This is a genomic window from Mycobacterium sp. 852002-51152_SCH6134967 (genome assembly GCF_001667105.1).
Lineage (GTDB): Bacteria > Actinomycetota > Actinomycetes > Mycobacteriales > Mycobacteriaceae > Mycobacterium > Mycobacterium neumannii_A.
The window spans coordinates 13,433-32,530 of sequence record NZ_LZIK01000023.1 but is presented as its reverse complement, the minus strand read 5'-3'; the positions used below and the strand labels follow the sequence as shown (position 1 = coordinate 32,530).

The 19,098-nt window shown below is 65.9% G+C and carries 21 protein-coding genes; 6 read left to right on the top strand and 15 right to left on the bottom strand.

From position 1 onward, the window contains the following. Positions 1-76 precede the first annotated feature (76 nt). Together A5790_RS07610 and A5790_RS07605 are read right to left on the bottom strand one after the other, a co-directional pair. Entirely contained in the window at positions 77-1,603 is a 1,527-nt protein-coding gene (locus tag A5790_RS07610) for an NAD(P)/FAD-dependent oxidoreductase (protein ID WP_066842406.1), read from the bottom strand. Between the two features lie 117 nt (positions 1,604-1,720). Further along, positions 1,721-2,461 carry a TetR/AcrR family transcriptional regulator gene (locus A5790_RS07605; RefSeq protein WP_066842404.1) on the bottom strand — a complete coding sequence of 247 codons (741 nt, stop codon included), beginning with the start codon at positions 2,459-2,461 and terminating at the stop codon, positions 1,721-1,723. A 150-nt stretch (positions 2,462-2,611) separates the two neighbouring features. On the opposite strand from A5790_RS07605, the gene A5790_RS07600 reads away from it, so the two are divergent. Continuing rightward, positions 2,612-3,793 (top strand): NAD(P)/FAD-dependent oxidoreductase, encoded by a 1,182-nt coding sequence (locus tag A5790_RS07600; protein ID WP_066842399.1) that lies wholly within the window; start codon positions 2,612-2,614, stop codon positions 3,791-3,793. Positions 3,794-3,808: 15 nt separating this feature from the next. On the opposite strand, the gene A5790_RS07595 is transcribed toward A5790_RS07600, so the two are convergent. Genes A5790_RS07595 through A5790_RS07570 form a run of 6 tightly spaced genes read right to left on the bottom strand, consistent with a single transcriptional unit; the run spans position 3,809 to position 7,603 of the window. Continuing rightward, a complete protein-coding gene (locus tag A5790_RS07595; RefSeq protein ID WP_066842393.1) occupies positions 3,809-4,150 on the bottom strand; it encodes a cupin in 342 nt (113 codons plus the stop codon). Positions 4,151-4,175: 25 nt separating this feature from the next. After that, positions 4,176-4,850 carry a metalloregulator ArsR/SmtB family transcription factor gene (locus A5790_RS07590; RefSeq protein ID WP_066842391.1) on the bottom strand — a complete coding sequence of 225 codons (675 nt, stop codon included), beginning with the start codon at positions 4,848-4,850 and terminating at the stop codon, positions 4,176-4,178. A 12-nt stretch (positions 4,851-4,862) separates the two neighbouring features. Beyond that, on the bottom strand, positions 4,863-5,666 hold the full coding sequence (locus A5790_RS07585) for a class I SAM-dependent methyltransferase (protein ID WP_066842389.1): 804 nt from the start codon (positions 5,664-5,666) through the stop codon (positions 4,863-4,865). Then, positions 5,663-6,472, bottom strand: a complete 810-nt coding sequence (locus A5790_RS07580) for an ABC transporter (protein WP_066842387.1) — start codon at positions 6,470-6,472, stop codon at positions 5,663-5,665. The genes A5790_RS07585 and A5790_RS07580 overlap by 4 nt, the downstream gene beginning before the upstream one ends. Further along, positions 6,439-7,131 carry an ABC transporter ATP-binding protein gene (locus tag A5790_RS07575; RefSeq protein ID WP_066842385.1) on the bottom strand — a complete coding sequence of 231 codons (693 nt, stop codon included), beginning with the start codon at positions 7,129-7,131 and terminating at the stop codon, positions 6,439-6,441. Before A5790_RS07575 ends, A5790_RS07580 begins: the two co-directional genes overlap by 34 nt. Positions 7,132-7,138: 7 nt before the next feature. Next, positions 7,139-7,603 (bottom strand): hypothetical protein, encoded by a 465-nt coding sequence (locus tag A5790_RS07570; RefSeq protein ID WP_066842384.1) that lies wholly within the window; start codon positions 7,601-7,603, stop codon positions 7,139-7,141. A 252-nt stretch (positions 7,604-7,855) separates the two neighbouring features. Between A5790_RS07570 and A5790_RS07565 the strand changes: the two genes are divergently transcribed. Continuing rightward, positions 7,856-8,158 (top strand): hypothetical protein, encoded by a 303-nt coding sequence (locus A5790_RS07565; RefSeq protein ID WP_066842383.1) that lies wholly within the window; start codon positions 7,856-7,858, stop codon positions 8,156-8,158. Positions 8,159-8,236: 78 nt separating this feature from the next. On the opposite strand, the gene nrdE is transcribed toward A5790_RS07565, so the two are convergent. From nrdE to A5790_RS07545, 4 genes are all read right to left on the bottom strand, one after another. Then, a complete protein-coding gene (gene nrdE, locus A5790_RS07560) occupies positions 8,237-10,354 on the bottom strand; it encodes a class 1b ribonucleoside-diphosphate reductase subunit alpha (protein WP_197696734.1) in 2,118 nt (705 codons plus the stop codon). A gap of 17 nt (positions 10,355-10,371) precedes the next feature. Further along, positions 10,372-10,815 carry a class Ib ribonucleoside-diphosphate reductase assembly flavoprotein NrdI gene (nrdI, locus tag A5790_RS07555; protein WP_066842381.1) on the bottom strand — a complete coding sequence of 148 codons (444 nt, stop codon included), beginning with the start codon at positions 10,813-10,815 and terminating at the stop codon, positions 10,372-10,374. Positions 10,816-10,865: 50 nt separating this feature from the next. Next, the gene (locus A5790_RS07550) at positions 10,866-11,114 is read right to left on the bottom strand and encodes a redoxin NrdH (protein WP_064348903.1); all 249 of its coding nucleotides are present in this window, start codon (positions 11,112-11,114) and stop codon (positions 10,866-10,868) included. A gap of 495 nt (positions 11,115-11,609) precedes the next feature. Beyond that, on the bottom strand, positions 11,610-12,173 hold the full coding sequence (locus A5790_RS07545) for an NAD(P)H-dependent oxidoreductase (RefSeq protein ID WP_066842380.1): 564 nt from the start codon (positions 12,171-12,173) through the stop codon (positions 11,610-11,612). Positions 12,174-12,259: 86 nt separating this feature from the next. Between A5790_RS07545 and A5790_RS07540 the strand changes: the two genes are divergently transcribed. The 3 genes from A5790_RS07540 (at position 12,260) to A5790_RS07530 (ending at position 15,223) form a co-directional block, all read left to right on the top strand. Next, entirely contained in the window at positions 12,260-12,868 is a 609-nt protein-coding gene (locus A5790_RS07540; protein WP_066842379.1) for a TetR/AcrR family transcriptional regulator, read from the top strand. A 92-nt stretch (positions 12,869-12,960) separates the two neighbouring features. Further along, positions 12,961-14,031, top strand: a complete 1,071-nt coding sequence (locus A5790_RS07535; RefSeq protein ID WP_066842378.1) for a DNA polymerase IV — start codon at positions 12,961-12,963, stop codon at positions 14,029-14,031. A gap of 1 nt (position 14,032) precedes the next feature. Further along, positions 14,033-15,223, top strand: a complete 1,191-nt coding sequence (locus A5790_RS07530; protein ID WP_066842437.1) for an AAA family ATPase — start codon at positions 14,033-14,035, stop codon at positions 15,221-15,223. On the opposite strand, the gene A5790_RS07525 is transcribed toward A5790_RS07530, so the two are convergent. Beyond that, positions 15,220-16,080, bottom strand: coding sequence for an SDR family oxidoreductase (locus tag A5790_RS07525; protein ID WP_066842375.1), 861 nt, complete (start codon positions 16,078-16,080; stop codon positions 15,220-15,222). The two genes, A5790_RS07530 and A5790_RS07525, sit on opposite strands and share 4 nt — an antisense overlap. A gap of 25 nt (positions 16,081-16,105) precedes the next feature. Beyond that, positions 16,106-16,741 (bottom strand): TetR/AcrR family transcriptional regulator, encoded by a 636-nt coding sequence (locus tag A5790_RS07520; protein ID WP_066842373.1) that lies wholly within the window; start codon positions 16,739-16,741, stop codon positions 16,106-16,108. Between the two features lie 117 nt (positions 16,742-16,858). Between A5790_RS07520 and A5790_RS07515 the strand changes: the two genes are divergently transcribed. Next, complete coding sequence (locus tag A5790_RS07515) at positions 16,859-18,343, top strand: cytochrome P450 (protein ID WP_066842371.1); 1,485 nt, start codon at positions 16,859-16,861, stop codon at positions 18,341-18,343. 87 nt (positions 18,344-18,430) lie between these two features. Here A5790_RS07515 and A5790_RS07510 read toward each other — a convergent pair whose 3' ends face one another. Further along, on the bottom strand, positions 18,431-18,925 hold the full coding sequence (locus A5790_RS07510; RefSeq protein ID WP_066842369.1) for a homocitrate synthase: 495 nt from the start codon (positions 18,923-18,925) through the stop codon (positions 18,431-18,433). Positions 18,926-19,098 lie beyond the last annotated feature (173 nt).

Genomic DNA, 19,098 nt, shown 5'->3' with positions numbered 1-19,098 from the left:
CGAGTTACCGCTGCGGCGAGTGGGCATTCTGATCGACTCTGCGCACCGACAACGCCGAAATCGCGATCTCAGCACACTAGGCAGCCAGCGACGCGCGCTGCCCGCCGAAGAACCGATACTCCGACTTGTCGAACTTGCGGGTGGCCAACCAGTACTGCCATGTCATGCCGCTCCACAGCGTCCGGTTCACGCCGTGCTCGTCGAGATACCAGCTCTGACAGCCGCCGGTGCTCCACACGGTCCCGGACAGTTCGTCCTGCAGCTGCTCGTTGTAGCTGTCCTGCGCCTCGCGCGTCGGCGCCAACGCCTGCGCGCCGGCCCGGTCCACGGCCGCGATCGCCTGCGCGGCGTAGCGGATCTGCGATTCGATCATGAACACCACCGAGTTGTGCCCCAGCGCGGTGTTGGGCCCGAGCAGGAAGAACAGGTTCGGCATGTCGGCGACCGTGATGCCGCGCAGCGCCGCGATGCCCTCGCGGTTCCAGCGGTCCACCAGGTCCTCGCCACGCGGGCCCTTGATGTGGACGTACGTATAGGAGTCGGTGACGTGGAATCCGGTGGCGAACACGACGACGTCGGTTTCCCTTTCGACGCCGTCGGCAGTGACGATGCCCGTCGGCGTGAACCGCGCGATGGCGTCGGTGACGACGTCGGTCTTCGGATCGGCGATGCCGCGATAGTACGTGTCGGAGTTCAGGATTCGCTTACACCCGGCCCGGTAGTTCGGCGTCAGCTTGCGGCGCAACTCGCGGTCCTTGATCGACTTGTTGATGTTCCACTTACCCAGCAGCTCACCGATTTTCAGCAGCCGCGGCTCGCGCGTCATCGCGAAACCGACGCCCTCGTGGATCCAGTAGATGGCCGCCCGCATCAGTTGCCGGGTGCCGGGCACGTTGGTGAACAGGTCGCGCGCCCATCGCGGAATCGGGTTGTTGGGCCGCGGCATCACCCATGCCGGCGTGCGCTGATACAGGTGCAGCGCGCCGACGTCCTTGACAATCTCCGGCACGATCTGAATCGCACTCGCACCGGTGCCGATCACCGCCACCCGTTTGCCGGTCAGATCGACATCATGGTCCCACTCGGCGGAATGAAAAGTGGCACCGGCGAATTCGTCGAGCCCGGGAAATTCCGGGACGAACGGGATGTGCAGGCCGCCCGCCCCGGAGACGACGAACTGCGCGACGAACTCGCGCCCGTCCTTGGTGAAGACGTGCCAGCGCAGTTCGTTGTCGTCCCAATGGGCACGGTCGACGTGGGCACCGAAGCGGATGTAGCGACGCAGCCCGTACTTTTCGGTCACGCCCTTGAGGTAGTCGAAGATCTCCGGCTGGAACGACCACATGTGACGCCAGTCGGCCTTGGGCTCGAACGAGAACGAGTACATGTGTGACGGGATGTCGCAGGCGCACCCGGGGTAGGTGTTGTCGCGCCAGGTGCCACCGATCTCGTCGGCCTTCTCCAGCATCAGGAAGTCGACGTTCTGGCGTTGCAGCGCAATGGCCATTCCGAGACCGGAGAAGCCGGTGCCGATGATCAGTGCGCGGGTGTGCACCGGTTGTTGGGCAGTGGTGTCCTCGGCCGTCTGCTCGGCAACCGTCATGGTCTCCCCTATTACCCCAGTTGGCGCGTGCACCCTACGTGGTGGGCACATCCTGGGAACGCCGGTACTGGGTACTTTCCAGTCTCCGGTCCGCGCGAAGTGGTGTCAACGCCGAAGTCAGGCGACGGGCTGCTGCTTGCGAACAGCGGTGTTAATCGGCTGGTCAGGGTCAATCTGGATGCCGAGCAGCTCGGCGGTGCCGTTGATCGCGCCCACCATGATCGTGGTCATGTGCGCGACGAACTGATCGGCGGGCATGCGGCGGGTGCCGTCGTCATCGTCGCCCAGCCACCAGTCCGTCGCCGATGCCGCGGTACCGAAGATTGCGTACGCCGCGAGCTCGAAGGCTGCCGGATCCGGCGCCAGATCCTTGAGTTCCTCGCTGATCATGTCGGCGACGGCGAGCGTGATCTCGCTGCCCCGGTTGACGGTCGTCATCGCGGCTGCTGACTTGTCGGCGAACCGACCCTGCAACAGGAACCGCACCACGTTGGGATGCTGCTCGACCAGCTCGACGTAATGTCCGACGCCACGCCCGACGATCTGGCGCGCGGAGTCATGCTCCACATCGATCGACGGGATGATCGCCGCCCACAACATGTCTCGCATGCGCTGGCCGATCTCGCCGAACATGTCGGACTTGTCGGTGAAGTGGCGGTAGATCTTGGGTTTGGCGGTGCCGGCCTCTTCGGCGACCTCGCGCACGCTGACGTTGGGACCCAGCCGGTCGATGGCGCGGAAGGCGGCGTCGACGATCTCGGCGCGCACCTTTTTGCGGTGTTCGCGCCAGCGCTCGCTGCGGGCGTCCACCTTGACGCCCGGCTCGCCACTCGACCGTGGCCTGCCCGCTCGTCGCACCCGGTCACTCTACCGCTCAAGCACTGCTGACCAGCTCAGACCACGTCGCATGCGTTTCCGGACGCCACGTCTGGGCAACTCCGTCCGACAAGAGAGGCCAACGCAGCACGGGTAATATCGCTGCGACAGCCGATCGACGAGACGAGTTTCATGACGCAGCAATACGACCTGGTCATCGCAGGTGGCGGGCCCTCCGGCTCGGCGGCCGCATGGCAGGCCGCTCAGACCGGCGCGAAGGTCGCGGTTCTGGACAAGGCCGAGTTCCCGCGGGCCAAGCCCTGCGGGGACGGGCTTACCGCCCGCGCGGTGAGTTATCTGCAGAAAATGGGACTGGCCGACGAGGTGGCCACGTATCACCGGGTGAATCGCGTGACGGTCTTCAGCCCGAGCGAGTGGGAACTGTCGTTTCCGAAGCGGCCCGGTATGCCCGACCACGGCCACACCGTGAGCCGCGAGCGCCTCGACACCACGCTGCTCAAGCACGCCGAGTCCGCGGGTGCCGAGGTGCGCCAGGGCGCTGAAGTGTCCGGGCCGATCCTGGAGAAGGGTCGCGTCGTGGGGGTGACGCTCAAGAGCGGCGAAAAGGTTTATGGCGACGCGGTGATCGCCGCCGACGGCGCCTACTCCCCGATCAAGCGGGCCCTCAAGATCGACTCCGAGTACAACGGCTACTCGGCGATCGCGATCCGCTCCGAGATGCACGCCAACCGGCCCGACTCCGACAGCCTCGACATCTATCTCAAGCTCGTCTTCGAGGGCGACCAGCTACCCGGGTACGGCTGGGTGTTCCCGATGGGCAACGGCATCTTCAACATCGGGCTGGGCTACGTCAACAGCTATAAGAATTGGCAGTCGATCAATGCCACGCAGTTCCTCGGCGAGTTCCTCCGCACTCTGCCTACGGACTGGGAGTTGCCGCCGATCGAGGAGCTGAAGAAAAACAAGAGTGTCCGGGCCTGGCGACTGCCGATGGGGTTCACCGCGTGGCCGCCATGGCGCCCAGGCGTGCTGTTCACCGGCGACTCGCTGGGTGCGGGCAAACCGGCCTCAGGCGCGGGCATCTCCAAGGCGCTCGAATCCGGCTTGGCCGCAGGCGAATGCGCGATCGCGGCCCTGCAGAACGGCGGGCCCGACGACTTCACGAACTACGCGCAGCGCATGGAGGCCGCGTGGGGCCGCGAATATCGCCGCGGCCGCTACATGCACAAGTTGATCGGACAACCCAAGCTGGCCAACGCCGGGGTGAAGCTCATCGACAACGCGATGTTCCGCGACCGGATGCTCAAGGCTCTCTACAAGAAGGCCCAAGGCCCGCAGCACACCATCAAGTGAGACCGCAGGCCTAGCTCACTTCTTGGCGACGACCGTCAACAACACCGCCGAATCCTCGAGGGCGGCAAGGCTGTGACGTTCGTGCGGTATCGGGAGGTAGTCTCCTGTGCTGCCCTCCACCGAGGAGCTCACCGAACGCAGCTGCACCCGGCCTCGCAACACCAACAGCGTTGCCTCGCCGGGGCTTTCGTGGTCGTCCAGGCCGTGGTCGGCGGTCAGTGCCAGCACGGTCTGACGTAGCGTGCGCCCGCTGCCGCCGTACACGGTCTGCGCGGAACGGCCCGACGAAGCGGCCTTCGCGGCGGCGAGTTGCTCGTCGGCGAGCTGTTGTAACGACAGCGCGGTTGTCGCGGTCATGAGTCTTCCCTTCTCGCCCCGATATTCACCGTTCGGGACGCAATACCAAACTGACTTCGCACGAGCCACCGTGCGGGTCGGGCGTGACCGACGCCTGATAGCGGGCGCCGACGGCGTCGGCGTTCAGGTTGATCACCTCTTGGATGAGGCCCTGCTGGATGCCGCGCACGACTTCCGGCGCCGACGCGGCCACCTCGGCCAGTGGGCACGTGCAGATCTGCACCGTCACTTCGCCGAACGAGGTCAGCAACGAACGAACCTGGAAGCCGAGTTCGTTGAGGGTGGCGACCACCATGTCGGCGATTGTGACCTCGGGTCGCCTGCGGGCCAACCGGACCCGATGGGCCAGGTCCGCACCGATCTGCAGAGCACGTTGTTCGCGCTCCCGCACCGTTCCGCCCAGGTGGGTAGCGAACAGCGAGACGATGTCGGCGTAGTCGAACCGGGGCGCCGGCTCGTACGTGAGCCGCGGTCGCCCCGCTCGACCGGCCTTGGTCGCATTGCCCCGCCGGATGAAGCCCTGTTCCTCAAGCGTCGTCAGGTGGAAGCGGGCCGTGGTGATGTGGATCTGCAGCGCGTCGGCGACTTGTTGGGCGTCGACCGGGTTCGCGGCGTTCTTCAGCAGGCTCAGCACTTTCTGGCGCTGTTGGCCTGCCGCCCGTTCCGGCTGCGCATCGAGGTCGTGGCGCGACACTGGCATGGTTCGAGTCTGTCACGACGTCGGCACGACACCGACGACCGCAACCGCGGTCAGTGCGCGCCGATAGCGGTGGAACGTCTTGCGCATACCGATGACCCGCTTGCGTGCCGCGGGCCTGGCGATCAGGCTGCCGACGATCCGCAGCGCACCGGTGAACCCCTCGTCGGCCAGAACCCGCGCCGGATTGAGCAGCGCCATCTTCGCGTGGTCGACGGTCACCACCTCGAAGCCGGCCTCGGTCAGCAGCGCCACCCATTCCGACGTCGTCAGCGGCCGCGCGTTGACCTTGATCGCGCGCGCCATGTCGCGGCGGATCACGTCCTTGGTGTCCTGCGGGAGGTCATCGGGCTGTAGACCCAGTTCGTGGATCGCGTAGCGGCCGCCCGGCCGCAGCACCCGGAAAGCCTCGGCGACGATCGCACGCTTGTCGCGGTCGCCCTGCATCGTCAGCATCGCTTCGCCGATCACCACATCGGCGCTGCCCGAAGGCAATCCGGTCTCGGCGGCGTTGGCCACCACGACCTTGCCGTCGACAGGGGCGACAACCGCGCGCACCGTCTCACTGGTGGCGGCGGTGTCGTCGACCCCGACGTAGGAGCGCGGCTGTTGGGCGACGATGTCGGTGGCGGTGCGGCCCAGACCCGGGCCGAGTTCGACGACGTCGGCGCCGCCGATCTTGGCGGCCGCGAGCAGCCGGCTGGTCAGCTCGAGTCCGCCCGGCCGCAGCACCCGCTTGCCCAGCCGGGCCAGCAGCCAGTGGCCCGGCAGGTCCGCATCGGACCGCTGCGCGAGCGGAAGTGATTCTTTGCCTGTCATCTTCGGATTGTCCTTCCAACGGCGGCGATCCCGAAGATCGCCGTGAAAACTGAGCATGCGTAGAGCAGAGCGCCGGTCTGGCCCCACGGCGGCGTGAGTACGGTGTCCTGCCCGGTGGCGTACACCGCGTTCAACAGGGGCATGAAACGCTGGAGCGTCGCTCCGCTGGGCAGATAACCGGCCGCGGTTTCGGCCACGAACGCCCACAGCAGGATGCCGCCCACCGCGGCGAGCGGCGAGCGGGTGAGGGCCCCGACTCCCACACCCGCCCCCGCCGCGAACAGCGCCAGCACCGGCACCGTCCACAACAGTCGCAGCCCGACATCGTCGGTCAGCGACACCGGTCCGTAAACGATCGGCGCGACCGCAGGCAGGCCCGCGAGCACCACGACGAGAGTCGCGATGGCCACCAGCGCGCCCAGAGCACCGTAGAACACCCACCGGCCGAGCAACACCGGCCAGGCCTGCGGAATGGCGAGGCGTACGTGTTCGCCTGCGCCGTAGCGGCTTTCAGCGGCCTGCCCGTCGGCTCCCGCAACGGCCACCAGCGCGACGGTGATCGTGATGACCCAGTAGGCCGCGTTCGAGGTCGTCACCTGCAGCACCGAGATCTGGCCGGGGATCCGCGCGAACGACTCCGCGACGAGCGCGATGCCGAACGTGATCACCACCGGGAGGATCACCGCCGCGGGCGCCACCACCGTCCACAGCCTGCTGCGCCCGCCGGTGCGGATAATCTCGGCACGCGCGCTGCGCGCCACCGCGACAGTGCTCACGCGTACTCCAGCAGGGTTTCCTCGAGCCATTCCCGGGCGTCGGCACCGGTAGGCGTCAACTGCGCCAGCTGGCCGGCGGCCTGCATGCGGCCGCGACTGAGCACTGCGACGTGGTCGGCGGTCAGCGCCACTTCGCCAAGCAGGTGGGTGGCGACGACGACCGTGCGGCCCTGTTCGGCGAGCCGGCGAAGCAGTGACCGGAACCAGACGATGCCGGGAACGTCGAGACCGTTGAGGGGTTCGTCGAACAGCAGCGTCTGCGGGTCGGCCAGCAAGGTGGCCGCGATGGCCACGCGCTGACGCATGCCCAGTGATAGCCGGTCGATGCGCACCGACCGATGGTCGTGTAGTTCGGTCTCGCGGACGACCTCGTCGAGGCGTGCGCCGTCGATGCCCGAAAGTGCTGCGAGCCAGGACAAGTGGCGTTGCACGGTGTGGCGGGGGTTCATGGAGGTCGGGCCCAGGTGAAATCCCAGCAGGCGTTGGTCGTGGCCGGTGCGTTGTCCGCACACCGAGATCGTTCCGCTGTCGGGTCGGATCAGCCCGGCCAGCAACCGCAGCAGCGTGGTCTTGCCGGCGCCGTTGAGACCGAGCAGTGCGGTGACGGAGCCGGCGGGAAAGGTGACGGTGACGTCATCGACGGCGTGGTGGCGCCCGAACGACCTGGTCAACCCAACGACTTCGATCACGCGGACATCATTCGAAATTGCAGGGAATCGGAAGGCCGAGGGTCTTGATGCCGTTGCACAGCGACTTGCTCGCCAGCTTCCACTGACCGTCGATCCGGCGCCATTCGGCTTCCACGCGCACGGTCGGCGCCCCCTGCCTGCTCGCGTTGATGATCGCGGTGTGGCGATCGCCGTCGTGAGTCTCGGGACCGGTCACCGCGCTCGAACCGCGCGGCGGGCGGAAGAATCCGATCCGGTAGACCATCTTCGGCACCACCACTGCCCGCTCGCCGCCCTCGAGCTGAGCGGCCTTGACCGCGTCCGGGGCGGGAGTGCCGACCAGCAGCCGGATCTGCGCGTCGAGTTCGGCAAGGGTCGGGACTTCGGAGGTGATCGCGAACTCATGCGCGGGAGCGGGCTGGGCATGCGCCGCTGGAGCAAACGTGGCGGCGGCCATCATCGTCGCCGCGAGAACGCACAAGCGCGTGAGCATCAACCGGACTCCTATTTAGAGGAAATCTTTTCGGTTAATGTAAACGCCAGTGTGAGCTGAGGCAAGCCTTACCTTTTGGCGCCGGGCGTACGGTTGCTTCCATTCATCCTTTTATGTTCGGAACCGTGCGCTCGGCGACGACACGCCCCCTATTCCCCTAACCGCAATGCACCGCTGGCCCTCAGAGGCGGTCGAAAGGCTGCGGCGGGCACCCCGTTTCGCCACAAACGCCTGGGCAGCAGGCTCTACGCCATGACCATCACACGACTTCTGGCGACCGCGGTGACGACAGTCGGCGTCGCCCTCGGACTGGCCGCAACCGCTGGCGCCGTTCCCGTCAGCGACGACTTCTGGGAGTGCGCGGCCGACCATCAGGACACTGACGGTCTCGGCGTGTGCTGCGTGTTCTACGACGGCGACTACGACGAGAGAACCGGCGAATGCTGGATAGACCACGAGGCGAAGCCAGAGGAGGCCCAGACCGGCCCCGGCGTTCCGCCGAAGCACCGGGTGCTGACGCGGGTGGACCGCCTGCCCACTCTTGCCTTGGGCTGAAGCGCTCGCCGAGTGTCGGATTAGTGCACGGCTGATCCGCACACTGCGTGTCTCAAACCGACACTCGGCGTGGCGGTCCTACAACATGCAGCTGACGCAGCCCTCCACCTCAGTGCCTTCGAGGGCCATCTGGCGCAGCCGGATGTAGTACAGCGTCTTGATGCCCTTGCGCCAGGCGTAGATCTGCGCCTTGTTCACATCGCGCGTGGTGGCCGTGTCCTTGAAGAACAGCGTCAGGCTCAAACCCTGGTCGACGTGCTGGGTGGCCGCGGCATAGGTGTCGATGACCTTCTCGTACCCGATCTCGTACGCGTCCTGGAAGTACTCCAGGTTGTCGTTGGTCATGTAGGGCGCCGGGTAGTAGACGCGGCCGATCTTGCCTTCCTTGCGGATCTCGACCTTGCTGGCGATCGGGTGGATCGAGCTGGTCGAGTGGTTGATGTAGCTGATCGACCCCGTCGGCGGCACGGCCTGCAGGTTCTGGTTGTAGATGCCGTGCTGCTGCACCGACTCCTTCAGCCGATTCCAGTCCTCCTGGTCGGGGATCCGGATGCCGGCATCGGCGAAGAGCTGACGAACCTTGTCGGTCTTGGGCTCCCACACCTGCTCGGTGTACTTGTCGAAGAACTCCCCCGACTTGTACTTCGACTTCTCGAATCCCGTGAACGCGCTACCCCGTTCGATCGCAATGCGATTCGACGCCCGCAGCGCGTGATACAGCACCGTGTAGAAGTAGATGTTGGTGAAGTCCACACCCTCTTCGGAACCGTAGAAGATCCGCTCGCGGGCCAGGTACCCGTGCAGGTTCATCTGGCCCAGACCAATGGCGTGAGAGTCGTTGTTGCCCTGCTCGATTGACGGCACCGAGGTGATGTGCGTCTGATCGCTCACCGCGGTCAGCGCACGGATGGCCACCTCGATGGTCTGCGCGAAGTCCGGCGAGTCCATCGCCTTGGCGATGTTCAGCGAACCCAGGTTGCACGAGATGTCCTTGCCGATCTTCTTGTAGGACAAGTCCTCGTTGAACTCCGACGGAGTCGACACCTGCAGGATCTCCGAGCACAGGTTCGAGTGGGTGATCTTGCCGTCGATCGGGTTCGACCGGTTCACCGTGTCCTCGAACATGATGTACGGGTAACCCGACTCGAACTGCAGCTCGGCCAGCGTCTGGAAGAACTCGCGCGCCTTGATCTTCGTCTTGCGGATGCGGCTGTCATCGACCATCTCGTAGTACTTCTCGGTGACCGAGATGTCGGCGAACGGCAAACCGTAGACCCGCTCGACGTCATACGGCGAGAACAGGTACATGTCCTCGTTCTTCTTGGCCAGCTCGAACGTGATGTCGGGGATCACCACGCCCAGGCTCAGCGTCTTGATCCGGATCTTCTCGTCGGCGTTCTCGCGCTTGGTGTCGAGGAACCGGTAGATATCGGGATGGTGGGCGTGCAGGTACACCGCACCGGCTCCCTGGCGCGCACCGAGCTGATTGGCGTAGGAGAACGAGTCCTCGAGCAGCTTCATGATCGGGATGACACCCGAGCTTTGGTTCTCGATATTCTTGATCGGTGCGCCGTGTTCCCGAATGTTGGTCAGCAGCAACGCGACTCCGCCGCCGCGCTTGGACAGCTGCAGCGCCGAGTTGATGGAGCGTCCGATCGACTCCATGTTGTCCTCGATGCGAAGAAGGAAACAGCTGACCGGCTCACCGCGCTGCTTCTTGCCCGAGTTGAGGAACGTCGGCGTAGCCGGCTGAAAGCGGCCGTCGATGATCTCGTCGACGAGCTTCTCGGCCAGCGTGGTGTCCCCGGCCGCCAGAGTGAGCGCCACCATGACCACGCGGTCCTCGAAGCGCTCGAGGTACCGCTTTCCGTCGAAGGTCTTCAGCGTGTAGGAGGTGTAGTACTTGAACGCACCGAGGAACGTCGGGAACCGAAACTTCTTGGCGTACGCCCGATCCAGCAGCGTCTTGACGAAGTTACGCGAGTACTGGTCGAGCACCTCGCGCTCGTAGTACTCCTTCTGAATCAGGTAGTCGAGCTTCTCGTCCTGGTTGTGGAAGAAGACCGTGTTCTGGTTGACATGCTGCAGGAAGTACTCACGCGCGGCCAGCACATCCTTGTCGAACTGAATCTTGCCGTCGGCGTCGTACAGATTCAGCATCGCGTTGAGCGCGTGGTAGTCCGTCTCGCCGGGCAGCGTTGCCGGCGCGGACGTTACAGGCTCTGCAGCTGTGACGGTTGGTGACACGTCTGGTCCTTCCAAAAGTCTTCCAAACCCGAACGGACGGCGGCGACGTCGTCCGGGGTTCCCATCAGTTCGAAGCGGTACAGGTACGGAACGCCGCACTTGCGGGACACGACATTGCCCGCGTAGGCGAACTCGGCGCCGAAGTTGTTGTTGCCCGCGGCGATGACGCCGCGGATCAACGACCGGTTGTGTTCATTGTTGAGGAATGCGATGACCTGCTTGGGCACATAGCCACCGTCGTTGATGTCCGGCGTGGCCCGCCCGCCGCCGTAGGTGGGCAGGACCAACACGTAGGGCTCGTCGACCTCGATGCGCCCGTGCAGCGGAATGCGTGTCGCGGGCAGGTCCAGCTTCTGGACGAAGCGGTGGGTGTTCTCCGAGACGCTGGAGAAGTACACGAGGTTGCTCATCACGCGCCCCCCTTTCTGCCCGTCGAGTACCCGTCGGCCGGCTGAGCCGCCTAAGCCGTTGCCGCGACCGCCCCGAGCGCCTTGATGCGGTCGGGCCGGAAGCCCGACCAGTGCTCGTTGCCGGCCACGACGACCGGGGCCTGCAGGTAACCCAGCGCCATCACGTAGTCGCGGGCTTCGCTGTCGAGGCTGATGTCGACGGTCTCGTAGGCGATGCCCTGCTTGTCCAACGCCTTGTAGGTGGCGTTGCACTGCACGCATGCGGGCTTCGTGTACACGGTGATCGAGTGCTGAGTCATCTGCGGTTCGGCTCCTCTACAACTGGCCCTGCACGCTGGCTGGCAACTGGTCGGACACTTCTTGTTGCCGAGATTCATGGAATTTCAGCAACCCGCAGACCCGGAAAATTCCTGCCGTCCGAAGCCACCGCCGCCGTGTCTGGAAATTCCAGACAACCCGGGTCGGGGGCTCCGGCCGGCCCTCGGAGATGCTTGGGAATCGTGGGGCCTGTCGGTGCTTCGAAACACTACACCTAGTGTCCGACATTGCGAAGGAATACCAGATGTTCTGAATAACAATTCTGGAATTCCCAGGTCGTAAGCTCCGTGAGGCGGCGCGCCTCGGCGTGTCGCACGTCACACCGAGGGCGTGTCGCGCCCGCCGCGCTCGATGCGGCCAGCGATGCGCCAGATATAGCAGCCGGTACCGACAACCGGGCCGGACATCGAATCGCGCCAGCAAAGCCGCCGCGGGCTTCTCAGACCGGGCTCGACGGGCCTGTCCGCGCCACACGGTCAGCCGATTTCGGCGACAAGCTTCCCGATGACGTCGCGCAGGTTCGCCGCCACCTCGGCGTTCTCCCGCGGATGCCTTCCGTCGAACGCCTTGCTCGGCACCGACAGCCTGAGATCCTCGACGACCCGCGGTCCGGCGATGGCGAAGCTCTTACGGGCCTCGTCGTGCGCCCATTGGCCGCCGTACCGCCCGAGGGCCGCACCGACGACCGCGAGCGGCTTGTCCTTGAGCGCGCTGTTGCCGTACGGCCGCGACAACCAGTCGATCGCGTTCTTGAGCACGCCCGGGATGCTGCCGTTGTACTCGGGGGTCACGACCAACGCGGCGTCGGCATTGGCGGCAGCTTGGCGCAGCGCCGCCACGGGGTCGGCCGCTCCCCCGCGTTCGGTGTCGTTGTCGATGTCCTCGTTGTAGAACGGCAACTCGCCCAGCCTGTCGAAGAAGTCCAGACCAACACCGTCGGGAGCGGTTTCCAGTGCGAGTTCGACCAACTGCCGGTTGATCGACGCCGCCCGCAGGCTGCCCAGCAACACCAGCACGTTCACCTTCGCGTTGTCCGCCATCTTTCGAGTCCCTTCGTCCGGTGGAATCTTCGCACAAGAGAACCGGACTATGGTCCGAATAATTCCGTCTGAACTAAACTGCTGACATGGCCGCCCCTCGCCCGCTCAACGAGCTGCCGGTCACGAACCAGACTCCACAAGAACGCGGTGACGCGGCGCGCAACCGCACCTTACTTCTGGACGCCGCACGCCGTCTCATCGCCGAACGGGGTGCCGACTCGGTCACCACCGACGACATCGCCACCGCGGCAGGCGTCGGCAAGGGCACTCTGTTCCGCCGATTCGGCAGCCGCGCCGGGTTGATGATCGTGCTGCTCGACGAGGACGAAAAGGCACATCAGCAAGCGTTCCTGTTCGGTCCGCCGCCTCTGGGTCCCAGCGCGCCACCGCTCGAGCGGCTGCTGGCCTACGGCCGGGATCGGTTGACGTTCGTCCACAAACATCACGCGCTGCTGTCCGACGCCAACCGGGACCCCCAGATGCGGTTCACCACCCCCGCGACGCTGCACCATCGCCACGTTCGGGTCCTGCTCGAATCCGCGGGCACGACAGGCGACCTCGATGCACAGGCCGCCGCGCTGGTGGCGTTGCTCGACGCGGACTATGTGTGGCATCAGCTCCAAGAGCGCGGCGCGACGATCGAGTCGCTCGGTGATGCGTGGGAGTCGGTGGCGCGCAAGCTGTGCGGCCGATGAGCGCTTGCGCGAAGAGCAGAAGGCCCCGATGAGCGCTCGCGCGAAGAGGAGAAGGCCCCGATGAGCGCTTGCGCGAAGAGGAGAAGGCCCCGATGAGGCGCTGGGTCCTGCACGTCGATCTCGATCAGTTCCAGGCCGCCGTCGAAATCCGCCGCAAGCCGCAACTGGCCGGTCTGCCAATCGTCGTTGGCGGCAACGGCGACCCGAACGAGCCCCGCAAGGTCGTGACGTGTGCGTCGTATCCGGCCAGGGCGTACGGCGTGCGGGCGGGCATGCCGTTGCGCAGCGCCGCCCGCAAGTGCCCGGAAGCGACGTTCCTTCCGTTGGACACCGAGGCCTACGACGAAGCCTCCGAGGAGGTCATGGGCTTGCTGCGCGACTTCGGCCATCCGGTGGAGGTGTGGGGTTGGGATGAGGCCTACGTCGGCGCCGAGCTGGACGACTCGCACAGTCCGTTCGAGTTCGCCGAGCGGATCCGCGAGGTGATCGCCGCCGGAACGGGTCTGTCGTGCTCGGTGGGGATCAGCGACAACAAGCAGCGCGCCAAGGTCGCGACCGGTTTCGCCAAGCCGAGACGCGAGCCCGGTGAGTCGGCGGGGGTGTACCAACTCACCGACGAGAACTGGATCGCCGTGATGGGCGACCGTGAAGTCGACGCGCTCTGGGGAATCGGCCCGAAGACGGCGAAAAAGCTTGCGACGATGGGCATCAGCACCGTCGCCGACCTCGCAGGCACCGACGCTACGGTGCTCACTGAGACTTTCGGCCCGACCACCGGGCTGTGGATCCTGCTGCTGGCCAAGGGCGGCGGCGACACCGACGTCAGCTCCGCACCATGGGTGCCGCGGTCGCGCAGCCACGTCATCACCTTCCCCCGCGACCTGACCGAGCGCGACGAGATGAACACCGCGGTCGTCGATTTGGCGCGACAGACCCTGAGCGAGATCGTCGAGCAGAATCGGGTCGTCACCCGGGTGGCGGTGACGGTGCGAACCAAGACCTTCTACACCAGGACCAAGATCCGCAAGCTACCCGAACCCACGGTGGACGAAACGCACGTCACCCGAACGGCACTCGACATACTCGCCCAGTTCGAACTCGACCGCCCTGTCCGGTTGTTGGGTGTGCGACTCGAACTGGCGCCGCCGGAAGGCGGGTACTGAGGTGCTCACCACGGTGGCCATCCGCGGCTATCGCTCGCTGCGCGAGATCGTGCTGCCGCTCGCGCAGCTGACCGTGGTCACCGGCGCCAACGGGACCGGTAAGTCGTCGCTGTATCGGGCGTTGCGCCTGCTCGCCGACTGCGGCCGCGGCGAGGTGATCGGATCGCTGGCCCGAGAGGGTGGACTGCAGTCGGTGCTGTGGGCGGGTCCCGAACAACTCGGCGGGGCGCGCCGCACCGGTCAAGTGCAAGGCACGACGCGCACGGGTCCGGTGTCACTCGAAATGGGTTTCGCCGCAGACGACTTCGGATACCTCGTCGACCTCGGCCTTCCTCAGATGGCGGGCCCTGAATCGCTATTCTCACTCGATCCGGAGATCAAACGTGAGGCGGTGTTCGCCGGCCCCGTCATGCGCAACAGTTCGACCCTGGTGCGCCGGACCCGTGACTACGTCGAGGCGCGCGCCGAAAACGGACGCGGATTCGACAAAGTGACGCAAGCACTTCCGGCCTACCGCAGTGTGCTCGCTGAATACGCCCATCCGGGTGCGCATCCGGAACTTGCCGCGGTGCGGGACCGGTTGCGCAATTGGCGGTTCTACGACGGGTTTCGCGTCGACCCCGCGGCGCCCTCGCGGCAACGCACGGTCGGGACCCGCACACCCGTACTCTCCGACGACGGCAGCGACCTGGCCGCCGCGATCCAGACCGTCATCGAGGCCGGCCACGACGACCTCCAACGGGCCATTGCCGAGGCCTTCGACGGCGCGACGGTGACCATATCCGGGCACGACGGGCTGTTCGATCTGCAGCTGCATCAGCCGGGTATGCTGCGACCGCTGCGGGCTGCCGAATTATCCGACGGCACACTGCGATTCCTTCTATGGGCCGCTGCGCTACTGAGCCCGCGGCCACCGTCGCTGATGGTGCTCAACGAACCGGAGACATCCCTGCACCCCGACCTGGTGGGCCCGCTGGCGTCGCTGATCCGCGCCGCGGCCGACACCACGCAGGTCGTCGTCGTCACCCATTCCGCGGCCCTACTCGGACACCTCGACACGGTTCCCGTCGGCGAGGACCCCGAAAGGGAGGCGGCCGCAGTGGAGATCCCGTTGTACAAGGACCTCGGCGAAACACGGGTCGAGGGCCTCGGCATGCTGACCATGCCCGCGTGGGACTGGGGTAAGCGCTAACCGCGATGCGCTGAGGGTCGCAGTGCCTTGGTGAACAACACGTTCGCCCCGCGCATCGCGACGCTGTACGGCCACCACATGGTGCGCTTGAACAGATAGAGCGCCCTGATGTCGGTCGAGGTGTAAATCAGGAACCGGTTGCGCCGCACGCCTTTGAGGATGCACTCGGCGGCGCGCTCGGGTGAGACCGCGTGACCGCTGAAGCGGTCGGTCCACTTCTTGACCCGCGGGTCTTCGCGGTCGACGCCGGCGATCTGAACCGTCTGCACCAGAGGCGTTTTCACCGCGCCCGGAACCACCACCGACACCCCGATGCGGTGGCGAGCCAAATCGAAGCGCAGCACTTCGGACATGCCGCGCAGCCCGAACTTGCTCGCACTGTAGGCCGCATGCCAGGGCAGCGCGACCAGCCCGGCCGCCGAGGACACGTTGACGATGTGGCCGCCCGTGCCTGCCGCGACCATCCGCGGCACGAACGCCTCGATGACGTGGATCGGTCCCATCAGGTTGATATCGACCATGGACTTCCAGTGTTGGTGCGTCAGCGTCGAGACGGTGCCCCACGCCGATACCCCGGCGATGTTCATCACGATGTCCATCGCCGGGTGACGCGAGTGGATGTCGTCGGCGAACGCGACCACCGCGTCGTAGTCGGAGATATCAAGGGCGCGGTGCTCGGCCACTTCGGCGCCCAGGGCGCGTGCGTCGGCGACGGTCTTCTCCAGACCTTCGGCGTCGCGGTCGGTCAGATAGAGCTCGGCGCCCTCGGCGGCCAGCTTCAACGCGGTCGCGCGGCCGATGCCGCTGGCGGCCCCGGTCAGAAAGCAACGCTTGTTCGCATACCCGGTGTGCGCCATGGCGGTGAGGATACTGACCCCGGCCTTATGGCTGGCCGGATGGCTGCATGTGTCCCCAAAACGCCGCGACCCACAACCGCTCGAGCGTGTCGACGGCCCGGCGGGGGTCGATGCCGCGGCCGACGAACGTGCTGTCGTGCGTCAGCGTCATCGTCGTCGTCGCGGCCAGCGTCCGGACGAGCGCCGGGAGGTCACCGGAGATCGGGCGCGCGTCGGCGTCGTTCTCCAGCAGCGCGATCAGCTTGTCGATGATGCCGTCGTAGAAGTCGTCCATCATCTCGCGGATCTTGGCGTCGGTGTTGCGGGCGACCGCACACGCGGTCAGCACCGGATCGTCGTTGGCGTACACCGCCGCCGCGCTGCCCACCATCCGTTTCGCGAACGCCTCGGGCGTCTCCCCCGGCTCGCGGGGTGCGAAGTGGTGGGTGAGGCTGTCGAGCATCTCGCCGGCGCCGGCCAGGATCTCGGCGAGCACCGCGTACTTGGAGTCGAAGTAGAAGTAGAACCCGGAACGGGCGACGCCGGCGTGTTCGCTGATCGCGCTGACCGACAGGTCCGCGAACGGCTGTTGCTGCACCAGGTCGCGCACGGCGCTGAGGATTGCGTCACGCTGCCGGTCACCGCGGCTGCGACGCGTTTGCGATGCTGGTTGGGCGCTCATCGCCCTAGACCTTTGCACCGCGCCGCGCCAGAACAAAACTTGACATGCGTCAAGTCTGCCATCCAGGATGGTGATGAGAGTGACAACGGCCACATTCCATTGCACAGGAGCTCGTGAATGACCGCGACGATCAGCACGACGGACTATCTGCTCGACCAGGCCAAGCGCCGGTTGACCCCGTCGTTCAACAACTTCCCCGGCATGGGAATCGTTGAGCGCAAGCTGCTCAACACGGACTTCCCACAGAAGCCGATGGCCGAGCCGCCCCCGGGCAGCGATCTCAAGCCGGTGATCGGCGACGCCGGTCTGCCGATCCTCGGGCACATGATCGAGATGTTCCGTGGCGGACCCGACTACCTGCTGCACGTCTACCGCAAGTACGGCCCGCTGTACTACGCCGACTCGCCTGCGCTGCCCGCCGTCGCGGCGCTCGGCCCCGACGCCGCTCAGGCCGTCTACTCCAACCGCAACAAGGACTTCTCCCAGCAGGGCTGGGTTCCGGTGATCGGGCCGTTCTTCCATCGCGGCCTGATGCTCCTGGACTTCGAGGAGCACATGTTTCACCGGCGCATCATGCAGGAGGCGTTCGTCCGCTCCCGGCTGGTCGGGTACCAGGAGCAGGTCGACCAAGTGGTCTCGCAGGTGATCGCCAACGACTGGGTCGTCAACGACGGGCGCTTCCTGATGTACCCGGCGATGAAGGAACTGACCCTCGACATCGCCTCGATGGTGTTCATGGGCCACGAACCCGGCTCCGACAAGGAACTGGTCACCAAGGTCAACCAAGCATTCACCACCACCACCCGCGCCGGCAACGCGATCATCCGCAAACCCGTGCGCCCGTTCACCTGGTGGCGCGGCATGCAGGCCCGCAAGCTGCTCGAGGAGTACTTCGAGGAGCGGGTCAAGGAACGCCGCGGCAAGGACGGCTCGGATCTGTTGACGGTGCTGTGCCACACCGAGGACGAGGACGGCAACAAGTTCTCCGACGATGACATCGTCAACCACATGATCTTCTTGATGATGGCCGCGCATGACACGTCGACCTCGACGGCGACGACGATGATCTACCACCTCGCCAAGCATCCCGAGTGGCAGGAGCGCTGCCGCGAGGAGTCCGATCGCCTCGGCGACGGGCCTGCCGACATCGAGTCGCTGGACAAGCTCGAGTCGCTGGATCTGGTGATGAACGAGTCGATCCGCCTGGTGACGCCGGTGCAGTGGGCCATGCGCCAAACCGTGCGGGACACCGAGTTGCTCGGCCACTACCTGCCGAAGGGCACCAACGTCATCGCCTATCCGGGGATGAACCACCGGCTCGAGGAGTTCTACCCCGACCCGATGAAGTTCGACCCGTTGCGGTTCACCGAGCCGCGCAACGAGCACAAGCAGCACCGCTACGCGTTCAGCCCCTTCGGCGGCGGGGCGCACAAGTGCATCGGCATGACCTTCGGCCAGCTGGAGGTCAAGACGATCCTGCACCGGCTGCTGCGCAAGTACCGGCTCGAACTGCCCCGCCCGGACTACACGACCGAGTGGGATTACGGCGGCATGCCGGTGCCCAAGGACGGCATGCACATCGTGCTGCGCCCGCTGCACTGACCCGTCGTTGCCGCGAAATGGCATTCCAGCAGCGATTGTTCGAGTGACAGCCTGCCGGAATGCAATTTCGCGGTGATCAGGCGGCGGTCAGGACGCCACCAGTAGGCGGTTCGCACACGCGATGACGGCGCTCAACGCCGACTGCGTGGCGTCCTCGGACAGCCCCATCGCCCACTCCGAATTCAGCCCGTCCGAGCCGCGGATGAAGGTGGCGGTGCGCTCACCGGCGCTCACCTGGTGAAAGGCGGTCATCTCCACCGAGATCCCGCGGTCGTAGAGCATCGAGGTCAGTGCGGCGACGGGGCCGGGTGCGGCCGCTGTCGTCGTGCAGATGCGATCTCCGATGGCCAGCGTCGCCTGATAGTTGCGTGGGCCCAGCCGGTTGGCGGGGCGACTGCCGTCGGCGCAGCTCCAGTTGCCCAGCCTCACCGGTCCCGACGTGGGCGCGTACTCGGCGAGAAAGGTGTCGAAAGACATCGCGTCGGCCTCCTCGCGCAGACCGCGGGGCGGCGGGGCGTCGAGAGAGGCCGCGAATGCCGACGGTGCTGCGCTGGTAGCGGATTGTGTTGCGAACGAGGTCATGTGCCGGTCTTTTCTTCGAAGAGAAGTGACCGACTACGTAGCGACGACCCACAGCGAGGGGTCGGTCAGATCAGACCCCGCTGCGGGTTGCTACTACGAGTCGCCTCGGCACGCGTTCGATCGTAGACAACCACCGACCGGGCCGCAAAGGAAAAACCGTTCGCAAACTGACC